The organism is Paenibacillus sp. J22P15, from assembly GCF_056269345.1.
In genome coordinates, this window is record NZ_JBWDNT010000002.1 from 555,682 (window position 1) to 578,947 (window position 23,266).

Consider the following 23,266-nt stretch of genomic DNA (forward strand, 5'->3'; position numbering starts at 1 on the left):
TTGATCAAGTTAGAGTTTTATAGGACTCACCAGCTGAGCCGTCTCCGTAGATGGCAAGCGCACCGTTAGTTGCTTGCAGATCAGCAGGCCCGATCATATCATTTGATCCTCGACGTCTCCAGAAGCCCCGCTGCTTGATAATTTTCACCTTGAATTTTCTGCATCTAAAAATCTTTTTCTTCAATTTTCTGTGGAATCTTCCCTTGCGTATGCTTTTTTTTCGTAAAACTGATTTTCGTTTGCATCTCAACATTGGATAAAATGCTCCCTCCAGCTATTTGTCTCAGTGTATGCGAATAGAGAAGACAAGTAGTGGTCTTGTGACTATTGAGGAGCCTATTTACCTCAGCTCATCCTCACGCCATCCTTTACAGTAAATGTTTTTTACAGGATAGTTTGATCATAAAAGTACTCTACCAGAGGCTGTATGGTAATATCTTACTAAGAACGTTTATCGTGTTCCAATTATCGGGCACGAAAGTTCAGGTGAAATAATGAGAACAAAGGTGGAGTCATGATCGTGGCAACAATTGAAGATTTGTTAAAATTAGATATGCGTGTCGGTACTGTGATTAAAGCAGAACCTTTTCCAAAAGCAAAAAAACCTGCAATAAAATTAGAAATTGATTTTGGCGACATAGGTATTAAACGCTCATCTGCACAAATAACGAAAAGATATGAACCAGAACAACTTATCGGCCAACAAGTAGTCGCAATAGTGAACTTTCCTGTCAGGAAAATTGCTGGTTTTGAATCTGAAGTGTTGGTAATCGGAGGCGTTCCAGAGGAAGGTGATGTCGTATTGTTAAAACCAGACCAACCGCTTAAAAATGGTACACCGATTGCCTAAAAGAGCAAACGTTTATAGATTTTCATTCAACTAAAAGGCAGCCCATATTATCGGTTGCCTTTTCCCCGTTGAAAAATAGAATAACAGAGGAACGTGATTAGGAATGAATCTGCAGCACGCTGAGAAAAAGGTGAAGGAATGGGCCGAATCAAATGCATATGTACTTGGGCTAAGCGGTTCGGAAATAGAAGTTAAATATATATGGAATCCTGGCGGATTTGTTAACCAATCCTATCGTATATCTGACGGTGAAACGATTAGGCATGTAAAGCTTGTACAAGAGCAAAGAGTTCCATATCTTAAAAAATGGGCTAGCATAAGTGACCATCTCACTACGAAATACAATGCCCCTCGACTGGTTGGAGAGGTGAGGCAAGAAATTGTACCTGATTATGGTTACGGTTTAGTGTTTGATTTTATCAATGGGAAAACATTAAGCTCCATTTCAAACCCAAAACCAGTAATTGAAAAAGTGTTGCTAGCGTTAAAGCAATTACATCGTGATAAAGAGATTAAAGAGGCAATCGTAAGTGAGGAAAAAATACATTTGTATTCCGACGCGTTTATTGAGGAGTATATTACACGATTCGAAGAAGATATGCAGATCATTAGAACGGGCAAGCATATACTTCATTTCGTGACAGAAAGCTCGTTAGATTGGTTCGATTCTGAAATAGCAGCATTAAGACAGATGGTAAGTGACAATCCTTCTTTTCAAAAACAAGCGACAGATGTCGTTCATAATGATATAAACTGGGAAAATGTTTTAGTAGATGGTAAATCGAATTTTTGGATTATCGATTGGGACGATTTAACCGCAGCCGGAGATGCTGCAATGGATTACTCTGTACTTCTTTGGCCTCTGTATAATTCAGATGACTGGCCATTCTGGAAAGATCAAATTATCAGTCTAGCAGGCGACGAAATGTTTGAAAGGATTGCGGTTTATTTTAGAGCAAAACTCCTTGATGACGTAATCGACGTTCTGGCTGATTATATTGATGCCGAGAATGTACCAGAAGTGAAAGAGAGGGCGCAGAAGCGGGCGAAAGAGATACATCTTCGTGCGTACCCTGAGTATATGAGATTGTATGCCAAGTAATAAATGATAATTATTTAATAGATAAGTCGTTTCTATTCGAAGTCTTTGAACCTGTGTAAATCGATAGATCGGCTATAGTAGGGGGACGGAACATGGAAAGTGAAGTTGCCTTAAAGAGTCAGTTGTGTGAGTTGGAGCAACAATTGTTGAAGCCGGAAATTCGTACATCCCGAGAAGCATTGTCTAAGCTGCTTGCAGATGATTTTTTTGAATTCGGCAGCTCAGGTGTAATTTGGCGTAAAAGCGATGGTATTGGTGAAGAGGGAATAGGTGTAGTAAACATGACGCTAGAGAATTTTGAAATACACCCATTAGCTAACGATACCGTGTTAAGCACGTACCGAATATTCAATCAAGTAAAAATGCAATATACGCTGCGCAGCTCTATCTGGAAATTTAGAGATGGAAGATGGCAAATGTTTTTCCATCAAGGTACACCTACTAAATCCGTATAGAATCCAAACAAAGTCTAAAATTTTGTTCACCGTCGAAGGAGTGAATAATATGGAAACATGTTTCTTATTGACTGGGAGACCGCGAGTGGGAAAATCAACAGCGATTATGCAGCTTATAAACCGAATTGGTAGTGAATATGTTGGAGGATTTTATACGGAAGAAGTCCGCGACGAGACGAATCGTGTTGGATTTAACTGTGTAACACTTAGCGGTGAAAGCAAAAGAATTGCAAGTGTAGATAGTACAAGTTCAGTACGAGTAGGGAGATATGGCGTTGATATAGAAGCCTTTGAGAATATCGCTCTAACGTCAATTAAACAATCTTTGAAGACAAAGAAGATCACTGTTATTGATGAGATTGGTTTCATGCAAATGTTGTCTGTTCCATTTCAAAAAATGATTTATGATATTGTTTCAAGCTCTCAGCATTTCATTTTAGGGACTATCTGTGTTGATGCACATCCCGATATCGATAAGATAAAGGAGCTGCCTGGCATCAAGCTGTACACAATGACTGAAGAAAATCGTGATTGGACAATCGAAGGATTGGAAACAGATATTCGCAGCAACATCCTTGGCGTTGGAATTTGTGAATCATAAGGATAGACGCTGGCACTGTAAAGCCCGATTCATTCGCGCACGGCGACGGATCGGGCTGCTTGCTTCCGAGCTAAGAGTGCTGTTGCTGAAAAACAATTAAGCTGTATCGATGGGAATGCAGCTGCTCAAAGGCTTTTCTTATGTACACGATCCTGCAGCTTCTGGTAGAACAAATCCTCGTCAAACGGAAAATCCACCCAGTCGTCCGTCCAAGTTGACAGCAACATGGCGTTGGAAAGCAAAAGTCCGTTGATGCCTTCTTCGCCGGGCGCGAGAAGCGGTTTGCCATACAAAATCGCATCAACCCAGTTTTGGGTAACTCCCTGATATCCGGAAATCGGTCCGTTAGTTGGGATTTTGCATTCCCAGCATTCCGGAGCCCCGAACATTTCCGTATGCTCCCGATTGAACTGCGATTCCGGCGTACGAAGACGCCAGAAAGTAAGCACACCGTTCTCGACGACCAGCTTGCCTCTGTCTCCAACTACTTCAAACCGGTTAGAGCCGGGGGTTTCGCCTGTTGTCGTAATAAATACGCCCGTGGCGCCATTTTCATATTCCACAAAAGTTGTGACCTCGTCCTCCACCTCGATATTGCGGTACTTGCCAAAATAGCAGAAAGCCCGCATCCGCTTTGGCATGAGTCCGGTGGTCCACTGCCATAAATCCAAATTATGGGGAGCCTGATTGATCAAAACCCCGCCGCCTTCTCCTTCCCAAGTCGCTCTCCAGGTGCCGGAATCGTAATAACTCTGGGTACGGTACCAATCCGTTATAATCCAGTTCGTGCGCCGTATTTCTCCAAGCTCTCCGGACATGACCAGATCTCGCAGCTTCTGATAAACCGGAAAAGTACGTTGATTGTACATCATGCTGAATTTTTTCCCGGACACGACGGCAGCTTCATTCATCTGCCTAACATGTTTGGTATATACGCCTGCCGGCTTCTCGCACAGAACGTGCAGCCCTTTACGGAATGCTTCAATGGCGATTTCGGGATGAGCATAATGCGGGGTGGCGATAACAACGGCATCGATAACGTTGTCGCGGAGCATCATCCTCCAGTCGGAGTATGTCTTAACCTGCTCGGACAGATTTTCTTTAACCCAGAGCAGTCGTTCTTCGCGAACATCGGAAACCGCCGCCAGAACGGCTCCGGTTACTTCGCCTCTTGATAGATAGGTCGCATGGTTCGTACCCATGCCACCCAATCCTACAACACCGATTCTAACCTGGTTCATATCGTTTCTCCTCCGACTCTTTGACTGCTGTGTTATGTTTTCTTGACGCTGTACCAGCATATCATTTTTGACAATCAACCACTTCTCTGGTATTAATGATTTTGACCTCCTATTTTACTAAAGTTGTCATCCTTAAAAATACGTAGATTATATGGAGCCGGGAGATGGTTAAATGGCGCATCACAACACTTCCCCATATCCGATTGAAGTCGGGTATTCCGAAACGATGATTCATGAAGCTGTATTTCATGCACACACCGAATATGAAATTTTTTATTTTCATCAAGGCAAGTGTACCTATTTGATCGGCGATCAGATCTATGTGCTGGTCCCCGGCGATTTGATCCTGATGCACGGCATGACTCTGCATTGCCCTAAAGTCGATTCCGCTTTGCCTTACCGGCGAACCATCATCCATTTCGATGCTAAATATGTCCAATCGATGCTGCGTGCCCCCTTTACGTTGAATGCGCTTGAACCGTTTGAGAAATTGTGCAATCACCGGTTCCATTTAACGGAGAACGATCAGGCGCATGTGAGGCAATCGCTGCGACAGCTCGAAGATTTGCAGAGTCTGGGACAAGGCGTAAGCCAACATCGTTTTCAGGCCCAGTTTCTGGATTTTCTTTATTTTATATACGGTTTATCTTTGAAGCCGATGGAGAATCGAATCAGCAGTTTATCTCAGAAGGAACATTATGTACAGCAAATTGTCGCGTATTTGGAACGCCATTACGAGGAGAAAATCGACCTGAATATACTGCAGGAGCATGTTCATATTTCAAAATATTACTTGGTGAAAATATTCAAGGAAGTGACAGGGTTTACGATTTTTAATTATTTGTATCAAAAACGGATCAATCAAGCCAAAGTGCTGTTTATGATTGAAGAGGGGATACCTGTATCCGAGGTCTGCTATCGGACCGGCTTCAAGAATCCGGCTCATTTCAGCCGGCTGTTCAAACAGATAACGGGCTTCACCCCCGATCAGTTTCGCAAAAACTTGAAACCGTCATAAAGAACAATACGAGTTAAGCTTGGCGGGATAATAAACAATTTCAAAAAAGCTTCCTTCCCTTAAGTATTGCTACAATAAAGGAGAGTTTGAATCTTGAGGAGGATGATGAACGTTGAGAACGAAATTTGCAGCTCAATTATTCACACTGCGCGCTGAACTGGAAAAGGATTTTATCGGTACGCTTCGCGCGCTGAGGGAGATGGGGTGGCATGCCGTACAAATATCTGGTCTTTATGGAAACGAACCCGCGGATATCGCCAAGGTTCTTCAGGAAACGGGACTGCGAACGGCAGGCATGCACATTGCGCTTGCGGAATTGCAAAACAACCTGGATGAAATATTGCGAAGAGCGGAGCTGTTCCGTACAAAGGATCTGGTCGTTCCCTATTTTCCGGAGGATCAGCATCATGAAGAAGGCTACAGGAAGCTTAAGCAGGAAATGAATGCAATTGCCGCCAAGCTTGCCGTAAAAGGGTATCGAATCAGCTATCATAACCATGCTTTTGAATTCGATACCGTCATTGACGGAAAGTCCGCCTTGGAATATTTGCTTGAACCTGCTCCGGGCAACCTTATACTCGCTGAAGTAGACGTATATTGGGTGAAGCGTGGAGGGCAAGATCCCCTTTCTTTCATACAACCGTATGCCAACCGTATGCCAATCATTCATCTCAAGGATATGTCGGATGACGAGAAACAGTCCACCGTGGAGGTCGGTACCGGTCAGATTGACTTTATGCCTATATTGCGCTGGGGGGAACAACACGGAATCGCGTGGTACGCCGTCGAACAGGATGAGTGCAGAAGAAATCCATTGGACTGTCTTGCTACTAGCCTGGAAAACCTCTGCACCATGGCTGCAAAACTGTAATTCAGCCGCAAGTTCAAGCCGGCTTTGGCTGCGTACTTATGAATATATTCGACCGGATAACCAGAGACAAGATATACAACATGTCTCTGGTTTTTGTGTATGTCATTTAATCGACAACGAGCGCTTTCAAAAGAAGTAATTGCCAGTTAACGATATATCGTATAGTATGTAAATTAATACGATATATCGTTAATGAAGGGGATTGCATAATGACGAAAGAATGGCAGCCAGAGGAACAATTATTTTTGCATCATGCGAATGAGAGAGAGGGGAGGGGCTCGGGCAGACGTTTTTTCAGCCGCGGCGGAGTCAAATATGCTTTGCTCGCACTGCTGGAACAGGAAGGCATGCACGGTTATCAAATGATGAAGGCGCTTGAGGATCAATCAGGAGGCACTTATAAACCGAGTGCAGGCTCGATTTATCCAACGCTGCAAATGCTCAGGGATCAAGGATTTGTTGAGTCCTCCAAACAAGACGGCAAGAAAGTGTTTGAAATTACTGATGAAGGCAGAGCTTATTTGCTTGATGAGAAAGATAATGATTCAACTGGAATGGAGCGCCCAGAGCATGGTGATACGGAAGAAGAAGGCGCTTCCTTTGAGAGAAGAAAGCCGAACCGTCGCTTAACGCCAGCTGGTAAGGAATTGCTGCATTTGCTCAAGGCTGCAGAACGAGCGGCTGTCAATGATGCCAGCAAAGCTGAGCGCTTACGCGCCATCCTAGAAGATTTTCGTAAATCCCTTCGTGAAATTACTGGGGAAGCGGAATGCGGTTGCAGCGAAGGTGGCGAGATATGAGAGAGCAGCACAATTCCGCACCCGCATTTCGGGGCGGAGCAGGTATGGGCGGGATGAGGAAATTCGGAACGGGCGAGAAGGTGAAGCCGGCCAGCATATATAGTATGTTTATACGAATATATGCACATGCGCGGACGCAATTGCCTTTACTGATTGCAGCAGTTGCCTGCGTCATTGCTATATCGCTGCTCGAATTCATCGTTCCGCAGCTAACGAGACTGACGATTGACCACATTATTCCGAACAAGCTTTTTAATAAGCTGCTGCTTATAGGCGGGGGAGTCATGGGAGCAGCTGTCGCGTTAGGGGCGTTACGTTATATTAGCTCCTCCCTTATGGCGTCTGTTGGTCAAAGGGTGCTATACAATTTGCGAAACGATTTGTACCGCCATATGCAAAGTTTGGACATTTCCTTCTTCGATCGTAATCGTACCGGTGATTTGATGTCTCGGGTCACGAACGATGTAAGCATTCTTCAGCAAATGATTTCCTCCAGCATGATGCAATTGTTTACCGATTTTTTCACCTTTACAGCTATTGCGGTTTATATGCTGTGGATTGATTGGAAATTGACACTTATGCTGCTTGCGACCTTCCCATTTATGATTTTGACGACTAGATTTTTTAGCAAAAGAATGCGCTCCTCGTTCCGCACGGTGCAGGAATCGGTAGCTGATGTCAGTGATCATTTGCAAAATACGCTAACTGGCATCCGCCTTATCAAAGCGTTTACTGCTGAGAGTTATGAGTCTGAACGTTTCTCCGAGCGAACTCAAAAAAATATGGATGCAAATATTCAGGTGACTCGCCTGCGAGCCGCTTATGAACCTATTATTGATTTTCTTAATTTTGTTGGTCTTGCAATCGTCCTTGTTTTCGGAGCATGGCTCGCGATGAAGGAACAGATGACAGTAGGTACGATTGTTGCTTTTATTGCTTACTTGAGACTGCTGCAAAATCCGGTACGACATTTTAGCCGCATTATTAACACGATTCAGCAATCGGCCGCCGCCTATGAACGCATTATGGAGGTTATGAACACGAAGGCTGAAATCGTAGAGAAGAAGGATGCCATGAAGCTTTCGCCAGTAAGCGGACATATTGTTTTTGATCATATTGATTTTGCTTATTCAAAGGATTCAACTGTGTTAAAAGATTTTCATTTGGAGCTAGAGGCAGGCAAGGTGACTGCGCTTGTCGGATCTTCGGGCTCTGGCAAAACAACGATCGCTCATCTCATCACTAGATTTTATGAACCTCAGTCTGGTGACATAACGATTGATGGTTATTCGTTAAAGGATATAACGATTGCTTCTCTTAGGGAACAAATCGGCATCGTATCACAGGATATCGTGTTGTTCAACGGTTCTATTGAAGAGAACATCAGGTACGGCAATCTGCATGCAACAGATAAGGAAGTTTTCGCTGCGGCTAAAGCTGCGAATGCTGCTGGCTTTATTGAATCGTTCCCACAGGGGTATGAGACGCAAATTGGCGAGCGCGGCGTAAAGCTGTCAGGCGGGCAGAAGCAGCGTCTTTCCATTGCTAGGGCGATTTTGAAAAACCCGCGTATCATTATTTTGGATGAGGCAACAGCTTCCCTTGATACGGAATCGGAGCAGCACATTCAGGACGCTCTCGCACAATTATTGCAAGGCCGTACATGTCTCGTTATCGCACATCGTCTTTCTACTATTCAGAAGGCAGATCGCATTTATGTGCTGGAGCAGGGAGCGATTGTCGAGCATGGAACACATAATGAGCTGTTGGATCTTCAAGGCCGTTACAGTCAGCTGTATGAGCTGCAATTTCCGCAAAAGGATGTTTCTGAACAATAATTTTGCAAAAGAGGAAGTGATCGCTTTTTGAAATCAAAACGGTTATTGACCGATTTTTTTCGGAAAACGTGGTATATCTACCTGTTCTCTCTCTTTTTCCATTTGATTTCTAACTTGATTAACGTCTTCTTTCCAAAAATACTCGGCCAGTTTACAGATAAGCTGCACATCGGCGGATTGACTAGCAAGCTTGTTATGGATTACAGCCTATTGCTGCTTATTATTGGTGTCGGCCATGTATTGTTTAACGGCATAGCGATGTATTTGGTTATGTATGTGGGAAGAAAGTTTGAATTTCTCGTTCGAAGAGGACTTTTCAAACATTTTACACAGATGGGTGAACGGTTTTATTCCAAGAATGGTGTAGGTAAGCTGCTAAGTTACTTTATGAATGACGTCACAGCGGTGCGCGAATCGATTTCCATGGGGGTTAATGCGACTGCTAATGCAACGATGCTGTTAGTGGCAGCCGTAACGATGATGATCATCAGCCATATTCCCTATTATTTGATTTTGGCTTCCATATTACCGCTGCTGCTTATTCCTGTTATCGTCGTATATCTCGGGCCTATTATTAGAAAACGGTCGCTTGAGGTGCAAGAAGCACTTGGGCATATGACAGAGACGGCAGAGGAGCAATTCGGCGGCATCCGTGTAACAAAGAAATTTGCAGTTGAAGAGATCATGAATGAACGCTTCGGCAAAACGGTAGACCAAATCAGAATCAATCAATTGCGCTTGGTACGCGTTTCGTCTTTCTTCCAAGCGTTGATTCCGTTTCTAGGAGCGATAGCTTTAATCGTGGCGCTTGCATTCGGCGGCTACTTGACGATTATAAAGCAAATTACGCTTGGCAACTTCGTCGCCCTAACGCTCTACATTAGAATGCTGATGAATCCGCTCCAGCAGATCGGCAATGTCATTAATTCCATTCAGCGTTCAAGAGCTTCACTTGAGCGATTGAATGACTTATTGTCACAGCAAACCGAAATTATGGAGCTACCGGGTGCTAAGGAAGTGAACCTAACGAACGCGGGCATTACGATTCGGAATCTTTCGTTTTCTTACGATCCAGTGTCTGCTCCCGTTCTGAAGAACATCAACCTAAGTGTTAAACCAGGCACGTCGCTCGGCATCATCGGCCGAACCGGCAGCGGCAAGACAACATTAATGAAGCTGCTGCTTCGTACTTACGACCCGCCTCCTGAGACGATCTGGTATGGGGAAACAGATATAAGAAGCATGACGCTTGAAAGCTTGCGAACCCAAGTTGCATACGTGCCGCAGGACGGTTTTTTGTTCAGTACAACGATTAGAGAGAACATTGCTTTCTCTAATCGGGAGCATGAGCTTGAAGCGGTTGTGCAGGCAGCGAAGCAAGCTCAGATTTATAACAATGTTGCGGAGCTGCCGGATCAGTTTGAAACGAAGCTTGGCGAGCGCGGTTTAACCTTATCCGGCGGTCAGCGTCAACGAACAAGCCTTGCTCGCGGCATGATCAAGAACGCTCCGATTATGATTTTAGATGATAGTGTCAGTGCTGTAGATGCTGTGACAGAGAAGGATATAATAGAAGCTCTCCAAACCGAAAGGCATAACAAAACGACGATCATTATCGCGCATCGAATTAGTGCAATCAAGCATGCGGATGAAATTATTGTGCTTGATGACGGTTTGATTGTACAGCGCGGTACTCATATGGAACTGCTGGCACAGCAAGGACTTTATGCGACGCTACATGCGATACAGGAGGAGGGAAGTCAACATGCGACCGGCACAAGCCATTCATAATTGGCAGGCAGATCAGAAGGGGGATCCGAATCAGCCGGAGAAGAAGCCGGAATATGTCTCGGCCTTTCGCACATTATCCGGTTATGCGAGACCTCATATATGGACCTTTATTGGTGTGTTTTGTTGTACGTTAATCGCGATTTTATCTGACTTGTTCCAGCCCTTCTTAATGAAAATAGCGATCGATGACAATTTATTATCTGGAAAAAATGATTTTAAAGGTTTACTTACGATTTGTGTCATTTATTTGGGTTTATCCGTATCCAGCCTGCTGTTTACTTATTTGCAAAACAATTTGCTTCAAAATATTGGGCAAAGCATCGTATCACGCATTCGCAAACAGCTGTTTGACCATATTTTAAAGCAGTCAATGCGATATTTCGACCGAATGTCGAGCGGGAGCTTAATTACTCACGTCTCCAGCGATACGGAGGCGCTGAACCAATTTTTTAATCAGGTGCTTCTGAGCCTATTTAGAGATGGTCTTACGCTCATTTTTATTATCGTGATGATGTTTCAGCTAGATACGACACTGGCACTTTACTGTTTGATTTTGCTGCCTATTATAATGGCGATTGCTATTACTTTCCGTTCTTTTATGCGCACGACCTATCAGCTTGCCAGAACGAGATTATCACGGCTCGTGGCGTTTGTTGCTGAGAACCTGTCGGGCATGAACCTTGTACAGGTGTTTCATCAGCAGAAGGAACAAGAGAAGCAATTCGATGAACTCAACAACTTATATTTCCGGGCGAATCTTCGAGAAATTCGGACGAATGTCGTATTTGGCAGAACCTTTGATATTTTGAGCAATTTATCGATTGCATTTGTTACATGGGTCGGCGGGAATGCTGTTCTTGGTCAGCAGCTGGAATTTGGCGTTTTGTATGCGTTTATTACGTATATCCGCCAGTTTTTTCAGCCAATTAATACGATCACGCAGCAATGGAATACATTGCAGTCTGCTACCGTCGCAGTTACGAGGATATGGAGCGTATTTGCGAATAAGCCGGATATTACAGATCGTGAGCATGAGCCGGATGAACGGTTAAAGGCGCATTGTGATGAAGAGGCGGATGAACGTCAGGCGTCCTTATCTACTTTGAGCTTGGAGCAGGTGAAGGGGCAGATCGATTTCAATCGGATCTCCTTCTCCTATGAGGAAGGAATTCCGATCATCAAAGATCTGGATTTGCATATCCATTCAGGCGAGATGATTGGTGTCGTGGGTACGACGGGAGCGGGCAAAAGCTCGCTGATCAGCTTATTATGCAGGTTCTATGATGTGAAGGAAGGCAACATAAGAATCGATGAGACAGACGTAAGAGATATACCTCAAGCGATCCTTCATCGCTTAGTCGGTCTAGTACAGCAGGAGCCTTATCTTTATTCGGGGAGCATCATCGAAAATATAAGAATGTTTGACGAGACGATTTCTCGCGAGGAGGTTATTCACGCCTGCGAATTTGTTGGTGCGGATACGATCATTCATAAGTTGAAGGACGGGTATGATACGAAGCTGTCTGAACGCGGCAGCGGCTTATCGGCAGGCGAGCGGCAGTTGATTTCTTTTGCGAGAATTATTGTGTTTAAGCCTAAGGTGCTTATTTTGGATGAGGCGAGTGCAAATTTGGATTCTCATACGGAACAGCTGATTCAGAATGCGCTTCAGGTCGTATCTCAGAATCGCACGACGATCGTCATTGCACATCGCTTATCGACCATCATGCAGGCTGATCGTATTATCGTTATGAGCCATGGTGAAATCGTGGAGCAAGGCAATCATCAACAACTGCTTGAGCATGATGGACATTATAAAGAGCTCTATGAGCATTCGCAGGGCAATATTGCAGTATAGCTTCATTGGTGCTAACACTTTGAGCTGCTTTAAGTCTATTTTCTAGACCTATTTCAATTAATTTGGTTGTTTTGGTTATAATAAGTCTACTTTTTAGACCTATTTCTACTTTTTTGGTTCGTAGACGATCAAAATGATGGGTTTTCTCCGAGATAGGTCTAATTAGTAGACTTATGTCGGAGGAATAGTCCTCATTTGTGCATATTAATCTATTTTCTAGACTTATTTCACAGGCTTCGTAAATAGTTGAGCATGTGTGTAGCAATCTGTGTTAAGGACAAATGATTGCAGCAACGAGCTTCATATGAATGCTTGCCTAATCGAGCAGGAACCTATTAGAATGAGTGAAGCGATTATCGTCGCAGTCATGCCCATTTCTCACACTATATATAGAAGAAAGCAGATGCAGCAATGAATATTTTCTTTCACATTTTAATGACAAACGTGCTTCCGATGGTCATCATGATTGGGCTTGGCATTATCATTCAAAGAGCGTTCAAGCTGGATATCAAAACATTATCCAAGTTGAATTTTTATTTGTTTTCTCCTGCTATTATGTTCGACCTCCTCTATAAAACCGATATTTCTGCCCAAGTCATTGGGAAGATTTTATTGTTTTTTGTACTGTTTATGATCATGCAGTATATCATCGTTGAAATTGTAATTAGAATTAGAGGTTATCAGCCAAGCATGAAAAGTGCGATGCGCAACAGCGTTCTATTCTATAATAGCGCGAATTATGGCATACCGCTCAATCAGCTGGCTTTTGCCGGCAACGAGAAAACACTGGCGATACAGGTGCTGATTATGATGACACAATCGCTTATACCGAACACTTATGGCATCTACAGCGTCAACGCACACAAAGCGGATATGCGGGCGATTTGGCGCACCATCATATCTATGCCGATTATATATGTCATTCCGCTCGCCTTCCTGCTTAGAGGGTTTGATGTTACGATCCCGCAGCCGATAGCTACACCAATAGGTTATTTATCAGCTGCGTTTATCGGTACAGCACTGATTACGTTAGGAGTACAGCTGGGCAATATGGAGTGGAAAATCTCGCGGTCACTCCTTATTGATGTGAGCTTATCCGGTATGTTAAGACTTATTGCCGGCCCTTTACTCGCATGGTTGATTGTATGGCTCATGGGACTTGATACGCTGACGGCAGCAGCACTTATCGTATCATCGTCAGTACCCACTTCACTGAGCAGTGTGCTGCTGGCGGTTGAATTCGACAACGAGGCAGAATTCGCCTCGCAATCCGTGTTTGTTTCTACTATTTTAAGTATTATCACAGTTACTGCAGTTATCTTTTTCTTGAACCTGAATGTATAAATAATAGCCAGTCTATCAGCCTATTAAATTAGTGGCTGATAGGCTATTTTTTTACCTTGTACAACATGAGATACGGGGGTAAAATGGAAAAAGATTCATATGCAATAGGATGATTGGAAATGGAGGTTGACCACTACATGCTGCCAATTACGCAAGATATCATTTATGCAAGCGCTTTAATTCGAACCTTCGGACGCGGAAATGGCGCAGTTACTGTCTTAAAGGGTGTTGATTTATCAATTCCTTCCGGGAAGCTAGTTGCGTTTAAAGGAAGATCCGGTTCTGGGAAAACGACACTTATAAATTTATTAAGCGCATTGGATCGTCCTACGGAAGGACAGATTATGTTTGCTGGACGCGACTTGACGGTAATGTCCGATAAACAGAGGGATATGGTGCGACGCAAGGAAATGGGACTTATCTTTCAATCTTTTGCATTGATTCCTCTAATGTCTGCCTATGAGAACGTTGAATTCATATTAAGAGTTTCGGGTATGGCAGCAAGCGGCCGTAAAGAAGCAGCTGTTGAAGCGTTGGAGAATGTAGGCTTGAAAAGCCGCATGCATCATCGACCGTACGAGTTATCTGGTGGGGAGCAGCAGCGGACAGCAATTGCGCGGGCAATTGCTCATAAGCCGAAGCTGCTGCTCGCTGACGAGCCTACAGCTGAGCTTGATACTCGAACAGGAATACAAATTATGAAAGTATTTCGTGATTTGGTAGAAATGTCAGGAATGACGATTATTATGACGACGCACGATCCCGCAATTATGGAAATTGTTGATCATGTGTATGAATTGGAGGATGGACAAATTGTCGCAAAAGCTTAAGCCGATACTCGGCTGGTCATTCGCACTGCTTCTTAGCGCTTCGCTAACGGGATGCTCCTTTTTTCCTTCAGAAGAAGAAGCATTGAAGCCTCCCCTTGTTAAACCGGCACAAGAAAATTATCGAACGGTTACGGTAGAGAAGGGAACGATTACACAAGAAATTAAAGGAAGTGGAAATCTGGAGTCGAAGCAGTCAGAGGTTTCACAGTTTACCGGCCCGGGGGGCCGTCTTGAAAAAATATTTGTTAATGCTGGGCAAGATGTGAAGAAAGGCGATGTTTTAGTACAACTGAGTGTGGATGGACTAGATCTTCAAGTGAAAGAACAGGAGCTTTCATTAGCAAGAGCTAAATATGCTCTCAAACAAGCGTCACTAACCGGCGATAATGATGCAATCGATATAGCCGAGCTGCAAATGGATATTGAGCAATTAAAGCTGGAACGATTGACCAAGCAATTCGACAGCAAGCAGCTTGTTGCCGAGATGAGCGGCCAAGTGACTTTCGTTGAGAAGCTGGAAGAAGGGGATATGGTTCAGCCCTATCAGACCCTTGTCGTTATTTCTAATCCGAAGGAGCTCCGTTTTTCATTAGCAGTTCAAAATAGTTCGGAAATTAGCGTTATAGACGTCGGTTTCCCCGCAATGGTTAAGTTTGGCAGCGAAGAAGTGATGGGGAAAGTCGTGCAGACGCCATCTTCTGCTCCAACTCCAATAAATGATCTACAGAAAGCCGAGTATGCGAATACATTGTACATCGATGTTCCAAAATTGCCCGATAGTGCTGAAATTGGAACGTTCGCTGATGTCACAATTTTTTTACAAAAGAAAGATGACATATTGAAAATCCCGCGCAGCGGCGTGCGCAGCTTCCTAGGCAGAACGTTTGTAAGAACGCTTGAGGATGGAAATAAAATTCGTGAGGTCGATGTCGAAACCGGAATTAAGGGAACGACTGAGATTGAAATTTCGAAAGGATTGGAAGAAGGAGCGATAGTCGTAATGCAATAATTACGGCAGAAGTCCGAATAGAACGAATGATGACCATCCATTTGTTCGACAGAGGTGATTATGAGCCGTTTACGCTTGGGAGGTTTTGGAGTGGCCTTGTTTATTATGATTATCCGTAAAATGGTGCAAAACAAATGGTTGGTCGCAAGTTTATTTATTGGCCTCGTCCTGTCCGTTGCGTTGGTCAGCAGCATGCCTATCTATTCGGAGGCTATCTTATCAAGAATGCTGGTCAAAGATTTGGAGTCTTTGCAGAACGCTAGAGGGGTGTACCCCGGCAACCAATACAATAGATTGTCTTATACGAAAGAAACGCCGGAGCAAGTGAATAAGGTTTATACTAAATTAGATGGTTACATGCGTGACACGGCTCAATTCAACTTCGGCATACCTGTAAAAGAGCTTGTCGTTGATATGCAATCCAAAACGTTGAAAATGAGACCGAGTAACGATTCCAGTGGAAATCCCTTGAGAATGACGCTGCATTCTTTCTCTGATCTTGAAAAGCATGTTACGCTAACTGACGGAAGAATGCCCGCTGAACAGCAGCCTGTTAATGGTGTTTTTGAGGTACTTGTTACTGAGCGGAGTCTTGTTCAATTTAAAACCGTTCTCGGCACAGAGTTTGTCGTAAAAGATGATAAAATTGCCGGGGAAATAAAGTTTAAACCAGTAGGTGTATTCAAAAAATCACAGGATGACGATCCTTATTTCAAGGATACAGATCTAAGCGAGCTCAGCGCAAGCTTTGTCATTAGTGATAAGATGGCGAAGCAATATTTCATGAGTGAGAGCCAAATTCCTGTTAATTCTGTTGGTTGGTTTTTTGTACTGGATTACACCAAATTGGAGTTAAGATTAGTAGACGGATTTCTTGAGGCGACCAACAAAATTCGCAACGCCATGCTCAATAGTGTAACGCTGTACCAGGTTGTGAATGAAACACCTGCGCTTGAAACAATCTCGAAATATTTAATAAGAGCTGAGCAGTTAAAAACGTTGATGTGGTCGCTTAATATTCCCGTATTAATTATGCTCGGTTTTTATATGTTCATGGTATCGAATCTTATCGCTGATCGGCAAAAGAATGAAATTGCTGTCCTGAGAAGCAGAGGCGCAGCAAGATGGCAAATCATTACATCCTACGGCGTTGAGAGCATTATTTTATGCGGAATTGCATTTGGTGTTGGTCCATTGCTCGGTGTCGTGTTGACAGAAGTGCTCGGTGCTTCGAACGGATTTCTAGAGTTTGTTCAGCGCGTTAGATTGCCGATCAGACTTTCGAAGGATGCCTTCCAATATGGGGCATATGCTGCCGGCAGCTGCTTCGTTATTATACTTATTCCCATCATCATGGCTACTCGCGTTTCAATTGTTGGTCATAAGCAGCAATTAGCGAGACTGCTAAAATCGCCGCTATGGCACAAAATGTTTCTAGATGTGATTGCGTTAGTGATAGCCTTTTATGGCTTGAATACATTCCGTAAACGGTTGGCTGATCTGCAAAGCTTGGGATTAAATGCTACGGATCTAACGATTGATCCGCTGCAGTTTGTCGTACCAGCCCTTTTTATAATGGGCGCAGGCTTGTTCTTGCTTCGTTTGTATCCATGGATACTTCGGCTTATTTATTGGGTTGGCAAGAGGTGGTGGTCTCCTTCTGTATATGCAACAATAATTCAGGTTGGACGCTCCAGCTCACAATATCAATTTTTAATGATTTTTCTTATTATGACGATTGCTACAGGTGTATTTAGCGCTTCAGCAGCAAGAACGATCAACAATAATACGGAAGACCGAATTAGGTATAGTGCTGGCGCAGACATGGTTCTGTCGACAAAATGGGATAATGATGCACCGCCGCCTCCGGTACCCGGACAGCCATCGACTCAGGCAGAAGAACTAGCTAGGATGAAGCCGGTCAATTACATGGAGCCGGCATTTGAACCGGTTAAAAATATTAAGGGCGTAGAGTATGCTGCGAAAGTATTCAAGAAGGAAGTATCGTTCAGCGTTAATGAAAGCAGCGGTCCTGCAACCTTGATTGGTATGGATTCGGACGAGTTCGGAGAAACGACCTGGTTCCGAGACAGTTTGCTTGACTATCCGCTTAATGACTACTTGAATTTGCTCGCAGGTGATCCAAAGGCTGTACTCATTTCGAAGACGCTGGCGGATCAGAATAATGTAAAGGCCGGGGACACGATCTGGGTGGGATGGAGCGACATACCGCAGCAGCCATTTGTTGTGTACGGCATTGTTGAATATTTTCCAACCTTCAACCCGAATCCTCCCGTTGGCAGCGTGAATGTAAGCGAGGATACTGAGGGAGGAAGAGCTCCTATGCTGATCGTTGGCCAGTTGCCGCGCATTCAAGTACAGCTGGCGCTTGAGCCTTACGATGTCTGGATCAAACTAAAGCCAGAGGTCAGTACATCAGAGTTTTACGAAGGACTCAAGGAGTCGAAGGTTCCGGTTACGAAAATTGTTAATACGAGGGAGAGGCTGGTCAATGCCAAAAATGATCCATTCCTAATGGCGCTAAACGGCATTTTAACTTTGGGCTTTGTCCTATCCATTATCGTAAGCTTTATCGGTTTTTTATTGTATTGGGTACTGTCACTACGAGGCCGCACCTTGCAAAATGGTATTTTGCGCGCCATCGGCTTGTCGCTGAGACAGCTCATTGGAATGCTGGCAATTGAGCAGCTGCTTACATCGGGCGTTGCTGTTTTAATCGGAATTGTTGTTGGTAATATCGCAAGTAAATTGTACGTACCAAATTTCCAAATTTCTTTCAACCCAAGCAGCCTAGTTCCGCCATTCAGAGTAATTTTTGATGGTACCGATTTGGTACGGATCTATGTGCTAGTGGGCTTGATGTTATTTGTTGGACTTAGCATATTAGCCTACATGCTCTCTCGACTGCGTGTCCATCAAGCGATAAAGCTAGGGGAGGATTGACGGATGATTCATTGCGAAGGGCTAGTCAAAATATACAAATCAGCCGACCTAGAGGTATTCGCCCTGCAAGGCCTCGATCTTCATATCGAAAGCGGCGAGCTAATGGCCATTATCGGCAACAGCGGCAGCGGCAAATCGACGCTGCTTAATATGCTTGGCGGCTTGGATAAACCATCAGCTGGTAAGCTGACCATTGACGGACGAGATATGCTGAAGTTTAAAGAGCGTGACTTCGTTCGTTACAAGCGTGAGAGTGTCGGCTTCGTTTGGCAAAATAATGCAAGAAACTTGATTCCTTATTTGACGGCGCTTGAAAATGTAGAGCTTCCGATTTTGCTAACGGGCAGCCGTAAGCGCTGGAGAGCAAAGGAACTGCTCGATGCAGTCGGACTGAGCCACCGATCTTCAAACAAGCTTTATGAATTGTCAGGGGGAGAGCAGCAGCGCGTTGCCATTGCCATTGCCCTTGCGAATCATCCTAAACTGTTGCTTGCCGATGAACCAACCGGCTCAGTAGACTCAAAAATGGCCAATCAGATTTTGGACTTATTTCGTGAGCTGAATCGAACGATCGGCATTACAGTTGTTATCGTTACACACGATCCAGATCTTGCGAAAAAAGTTGATCGTGTAGCGGCAATCCGAGATGGGAAAATTTCATCTGAAATGCTGCGCAAACGATCATATGCTGAAGAGCTGGCGGAGCTTAAGCAGGAAGAAGAAGAAAACACGCATGTCGAGTATGCTGTGCTTGATAAAGCGGGTCGATTGCAGGTTCCTTCGAATTATTTGGAATCCATAGGTGTAAAAAACTCGAATAAGCTGCGCGTAGAGCTTGGAGAAGGCAAGATCATTCTGCTTCCTCCTGAGGGAAAAGCGGAGTAGGTTATCCAAACGTAAAAGGGCTGTGCGAGGTCAGTGATGACCTTTGCACAACCCTTTTTATTCTATAGCAGACCAATGATGCAGCATCGCTTAATACAAGCTGGAGCTCGTCGTAGTCAAGAGGTGTATACGAAAGTAAAGACTAGTATATGGATGAAGATTGTTCAACTTTCTATACTGGAAATAGGAAGGAAAGCTGCATGAATGCAGCCGCATTATCAATATGAACACCATGTGGAGGGGTAATATGAAGACGAAAAGGAAGGCGCTCTTGAGCATCGCATTGGTTCTTAGCTTGGCCGTTGCCGGTTGTGGTAAAAACACGAATGAACCGGAAACACCGTCAAACACACCTGTTGAAAAAGGAAATGAAGTGATTGAAGTATCAACGGTTTCGCCAAGTGATCAATATTTGAAGTTTGATGAAGGCGAGAGCTTCGAGAAAAACGCCGTTTATGATGCGTATGAGAAAGACATTGGCGTCAAGATTACGAACAAATGGATTGCAGATACGAGCCAATTCAAGGAAAAGGTGAAAATTACAATTGCATCGGATGATCTCCCTGATTTCCTCTTGGTTAATGCAACACAATTGAAAGAGCTGACCGAAGCGGATATGATCATGGATTTGACCAAAGTGTATGACGAGAATGCCACAGATGAAACGAAGAAGTTTTTGACGATGGATGGCGGCATGCAGATGAAAACAGCGACGTTCGACAACAAGCTAATGGGTATTCCGAGCTCATACAATCCGTACCAATATCAATTTTTATATGTGCGTACGGACTGGCTGAAGGAACTGAATTTGCCTGAACCGAAGACGATGGCAGATTTTATGGCGATTGCTGAAGCTTTTAAAGCCAAAGATCCTGGCGGCACAGGTACATCATACGGGCTTGCAGTGAGTAAAAATCCATTCACTATTGACACAGGGGTAACGGGATTGCGGGCATTCTTGAATGGCTATCATGCCTATGAAAATATTTGGATTGAAGATGGCAAAGGCGGTTTGGTCAATAGTGATATTCAGCCGCAAGTAAAGGAAGCGCTCGCTGCACTGCAGGATATGTTCAAAAAAGGGCTGCTTGATCCTGAATTCGCTGTAAAAGATGTGGAGAAAGCGGCTGAACTCATTTACAACAATAGTATTGGCATGGTTTATGGCGCATCATGGACACCAGCACAGCTTGTTAAAGGTGCTGTGAAGGACGGAAAAGTAGTACAGGAGTGGGGTGCATTCCCGATTCCTACAGTGGACAGCAACCCGGCATTATCGCAAATCGGTCTAGGTGTTGATGAGTATTATGTGATCTCTAAGAAAGCGAAGCATCCAGAAGGCGTCATCAAATTGTTGAACCAGTGGATTGCCGTCGATAATCATCCAACAGATGAGCAGAAGGTATATGAATTCGGTAAAGACTTGAAAGAGAAAGGCAGCAATTACTGGCTGCTTAATCCGCTTCGCGTAGGTAAACAATTGGATAACAACGGCGAAATACTGCCAAAAGCGATTGCAAATAAAGATACTAGCATTTTGGAAACGAAGGATCATAAAACGCGGTATGAGCGGGCAATGAAGTATGTTGACGGTGACACGAGCATGTGGTGGGAATATTTGATTTCAGGTCCAGGCGGCGCGTTCTCACATGTACCGAATATTCAGAAGAATGAGCAATATTTGCAAAATAAATTTTATGGTGCGCCAACTCCAACTATGGTAGACAGACAAGAAATTTTGCTCAAGAAGCGGGATGAGGTATTCTTCAAAATCATTATGAATCAAGTATCGGTGGATGAATTCGATAAATTCGTCGAAGAATGGAAAAAGCTTGGCGGCGATGAAATTACGAAAGAAGTAAACGAGTTTTACGCTGCTCTGAAATAATCGCAAAACAGATGAAAGAGGGATTGGGCGAAACAATCCCTCTTTTTATTAACCCATTACAACGAGGTGAATGGCTTGAATGTACTAACACGGATGTGGAAGAGGGAATGGCCGCTTCATCTGATGCTGATTCCGGGAATCGTATTAGTTTTGATATTTTGCTATGTCCCAATGGTAGGCATCGTCATGGCTTTTCAGAAATATATACCGAATAAAGGGTTGCTCGGCTCACCCTTTATTGGCTTAAAAAACTTTAAATTATTGCTCGATTATCCTGATATCGGGCGTATATTTTTCAACACCGTCTATATTGCCGTGATGAAAATCGCAGCAGGTCTCATTGTACCGATCACGATTGCGATATTGCTTAATGAGCTGCGGAGAGAATGGATTAAACGGACGTTTCAGACGCTCGTTTACTTGCCGCACTTTCTATCGTGGGTTCTGCTAAGCGGGATTATCGTTGATGTTTTTTCTCCATCCTCAGGTGTTTTCAATCAAATACTTGGCTTATTCGGGATAAAGCCTATTTTTTTCTTAGGGAGCAATGATTGGTTTCCGTATGTTATGGTCGCCTCGGACGTATGGAAGGAGTTTGGATTTGGTACGATTGTTTATTTGGCTGCGCTGACGGGCATCAATCCCTCGCTTTATGAGGCAGCAGAAATTGACGGCGCAGGGCGCATCAAACAGACCTTTCATGTCACACTGCCTGGAATGATGCCGATTATCGTGCTTATGTTTACGCTTAATATCGGTAATGTACTCAACGCTGGCTTTGAACAAATCTTTAATTTGTACAGCCCCCCTGTCTATGAAAGTGCGGATATCATCGATACTTTTGTTTATCGCATGGGTGTGCAGCAAGCGCAATTCGGATTTGCCACAGCTGTTGGCTTACTGAAATCTATCGTCTCTTTTATATTCATTTCTCTTTCTTATCTCATAGCCTATCGTGTAGCGAATTACCGCATTTTTTGATGATGCGTTCGTAATTCAGAAGGGAGACATAACGTGATTACAAACCGATCACTCGGCAGACAACTATTTGTAGCGTGCAACTTTACTTTTCTAATGCTGACATCCTTCTTATGCCTCATGCCTATCATTCATATTTTGGCGATCTCATTCAGCTCTGGAGCAGCCGCAGCTGCTGGCAAGGTCATCTTATGGCCGGTTGAATTCACCACTGCAGCTTATGATAATGTATTTGGAAAACCGGAATATTTGCGTGCATTCTGGGTATCGGTCCAGCGTGTTGTTCTAGGAACATCCATTAGTATGTTTTTAATGATTATTACCGCTTATCCATTATCCAAAGATCCTCGTCAATTTCGGCTTAGAACCTTTTATGCATGGCTATTCGTATTTACGATTTTGTTTAGCGGGGGTCTTATCCCTTCCTATTTGACTGTAAAATCGCTAGGTTTGATTGATACGATGTGGGCGCTCGTATTGCCAACAGCTATTCCGGTGTTTAATGTTATTCTATTGCTTAATTTCTATCGTAATTTGCCTAAAGAACTTGAGGAATCCTCGCGCATAGATGGTGCAGGTCATTTCACTACATTATGGAAAATATATGTACCGCTATCCTTGCCAGCCTTGGCAACGACGGGACTCCTTACGATGGTGGGACATTGGAATAGTTGGTTTGACGGGATGCTGTATATGAATCATACTGAGAATTATCCGCTGCAGACGTTTCTGCAGACTGTGATTATTAAGATGGATTTCCGCTTTATTAAAGCGGAGAATGCCGAATTAATGCTCAAGCTGTCTGATCGCACAAGCCGAGCGGCACAAATTTTTGTTGCAGCATTTCCGATTCTGATTGTGTATCCATTTTTACAAAGATTTTTCATCAAAGGAATCGTAATGGGGAGCGTAAAAGAATAGTGCCGGAATGGTCTACTACTAC

The 23,266-nt window shown here is 43.8% G+C and carries 20 protein-coding genes; 18 read left to right on the top strand and 2 right to left on the bottom strand.

The window, feature by feature from the left end:
• Positions 1–4 precede the first annotated feature (4 nt).
• Positions 5–148, bottom strand: coding sequence for a hypothetical protein (locus AC0YN6_RS07140; protein ID WP_475745959.1), 144 nt, complete (start codon positions 146–148; stop codon positions 5–7).
• A gap of 372 nt (positions 149–520) precedes the next feature.
• Between AC0YN6_RS07140 and csaA the strand changes: the two genes are divergently transcribed.
• From csaA to AC0YN6_RS07160, 4 genes are all read left to right on the top strand, one after another.
• Positions 521–850, top strand: coding sequence for a chaperone CsaA (gene csaA, locus AC0YN6_RS07145; RefSeq protein ID WP_475745960.1), 330 nt, complete (start codon positions 521–523; stop codon positions 848–850).
• Between the two features lie 103 nt (positions 851–953).
• A complete protein-coding gene (locus tag AC0YN6_RS07150) occupies positions 954–1,952 on the top strand; it encodes a phosphotransferase (protein WP_475745961.1) in 999 nt (332 codons plus the stop codon).
• Positions 1,953–2,044: 92 nt separating this feature from the next.
• A complete protein-coding gene (locus tag AC0YN6_RS07155) occupies positions 2,045–2,407 on the top strand; it encodes a nuclear transport factor 2 family protein (RefSeq protein WP_475745962.1) in 363 nt (120 codons plus the stop codon).
• Between the two features lie 49 nt (positions 2,408–2,456).
• The gene (locus AC0YN6_RS07160) at positions 2,457–3,008 is read left to right on the top strand and encodes a nucleoside-triphosphatase (protein ID WP_475745964.1); all 552 of its coding nucleotides are present in this window, start codon (positions 2,457–2,459) and stop codon (positions 3,006–3,008) included.
• Positions 3,009–3,133: 125 nt separating this feature from the next.
• Here the strand turns inward: AC0YN6_RS07160 and AC0YN6_RS07165 are convergent, their stop codons facing one another.
• On the bottom strand, positions 3,134–4,249 hold the full coding sequence (locus tag AC0YN6_RS07165) for a Gfo/Idh/MocA family protein (protein WP_475745966.1): 1,116 nt from the start codon (positions 4,247–4,249) through the stop codon (positions 3,134–3,136).
• Between the two features lie 172 nt (positions 4,250–4,421).
• Between AC0YN6_RS07165 and AC0YN6_RS07170 the strand changes: the two genes are divergently transcribed.
• From AC0YN6_RS07170 to AC0YN6_RS07235, 14 genes are all read left to right on the top strand, one after another.
• Positions 4,422–5,267: a helix-turn-helix transcriptional regulator gene (locus tag AC0YN6_RS07170; protein WP_475745968.1), complete on the top strand. Its 846-nt coding sequence runs from the start codon at positions 4,422–4,424 to the stop codon at positions 5,265–5,267.
• A 112-nt stretch (positions 5,268–5,379) separates the two neighbouring features.
• The gene (locus tag AC0YN6_RS07175; protein ID WP_475745970.1) at positions 5,380–6,138 is read left to right on the top strand and encodes a sugar phosphate isomerase/epimerase family protein; all 759 of its coding nucleotides are present in this window, start codon (positions 5,380–5,382) and stop codon (positions 6,136–6,138) included.
• A gap of 209 nt (positions 6,139–6,347) precedes the next feature.
• Complete coding sequence (locus AC0YN6_RS07180) at positions 6,348–6,938, top strand: PadR family transcriptional regulator (protein WP_475745972.1); 591 nt, start codon at positions 6,348–6,350, stop codon at positions 6,936–6,938.
• On the top strand, positions 6,935–8,776 hold the full coding sequence (locus AC0YN6_RS07185) for an ABC transporter ATP-binding protein (RefSeq protein ID WP_475745974.1): 1,842 nt from the start codon (positions 6,935–6,937) through the stop codon (positions 8,774–8,776). Before AC0YN6_RS07180 ends, AC0YN6_RS07185 begins: the two co-directional genes overlap by 4 nt.
• A gap of 27 nt (positions 8,777–8,803) precedes the next feature.
• Positions 8,804–10,567, top strand: coding sequence for an ABC transporter ATP-binding protein (locus AC0YN6_RS07190; RefSeq protein WP_475745976.1), 1,764 nt, complete (start codon positions 8,804–8,806; stop codon positions 10,565–10,567).
• Complete coding sequence (locus tag AC0YN6_RS07195; protein WP_475745977.1) at positions 10,542–12,425, top strand: ABC transporter ATP-binding protein; 1,884 nt, start codon at positions 10,542–10,544, stop codon at positions 12,423–12,425. The genes AC0YN6_RS07190 and AC0YN6_RS07195 overlap by 26 nt, the downstream gene beginning before the upstream one ends.
• A 411-nt stretch (positions 12,426–12,836) precedes the next feature.
• Positions 12,837–13,769 (top strand): AEC family transporter, encoded by a 933-nt coding sequence (locus tag AC0YN6_RS07200; protein ID WP_475745978.1) that lies wholly within the window; start codon positions 12,837–12,839, stop codon positions 13,767–13,769.
• 137 nt (positions 13,770–13,906) lie between these two features.
• Positions 13,907–14,599 carry an ABC transporter ATP-binding protein gene (locus tag AC0YN6_RS07205; RefSeq protein WP_475745979.1) on the top strand — a complete coding sequence of 231 codons (693 nt, stop codon included), beginning with the start codon at positions 13,907–13,909 and terminating at the stop codon, positions 14,597–14,599.
• Positions 14,583–15,608: an efflux RND transporter periplasmic adaptor subunit gene (locus AC0YN6_RS07210; protein WP_475745980.1), complete on the top strand. Its 1,026-nt coding sequence runs from the start codon at positions 14,583–14,585 to the stop codon at positions 15,606–15,608. Before AC0YN6_RS07205 ends, AC0YN6_RS07210 begins: the two co-directional genes overlap by 17 nt.
• A 90-nt stretch (positions 15,609–15,698) precedes the next feature.
• Positions 15,699–18,572 (top strand): ABC transporter permease, encoded by a 2,874-nt coding sequence (locus AC0YN6_RS07215; protein ID WP_475745981.1) that lies wholly within the window; start codon positions 15,699–15,701, stop codon positions 18,570–18,572.
• Positions 18,573–18,575: 3 nt separating this feature from the next.
• Complete coding sequence (locus AC0YN6_RS07220; RefSeq protein WP_475745982.1) at positions 18,576–19,457, top strand: ABC transporter ATP-binding protein; 882 nt, start codon at positions 18,576–18,578, stop codon at positions 19,455–19,457.
• Between the two features lie 247 nt (positions 19,458–19,704).
• The gene (locus AC0YN6_RS07225) at positions 19,705–21,345 is read left to right on the top strand and encodes an extracellular solute-binding protein (protein WP_475745983.1); all 1,641 of its coding nucleotides are present in this window, start codon (positions 19,705–19,707) and stop codon (positions 21,343–21,345) included.
• Positions 21,346–21,420: 75 nt separating this feature from the next.
• Complete coding sequence (locus tag AC0YN6_RS07230; protein ID WP_475745984.1) at positions 21,421–22,326, top strand: ABC transporter permease; 906 nt, start codon at positions 21,421–21,423, stop codon at positions 22,324–22,326.
• Between the two features lie 93 nt (positions 22,327–22,419).
• Positions 22,420–23,244, top strand: a complete 825-nt coding sequence (locus tag AC0YN6_RS07235) for a carbohydrate ABC transporter permease (RefSeq protein ID WP_475746291.1) — start codon at positions 22,420–22,422, stop codon at positions 23,242–23,244.
• Positions 23,245–23,266: the final 22 nt, after the last annotated feature.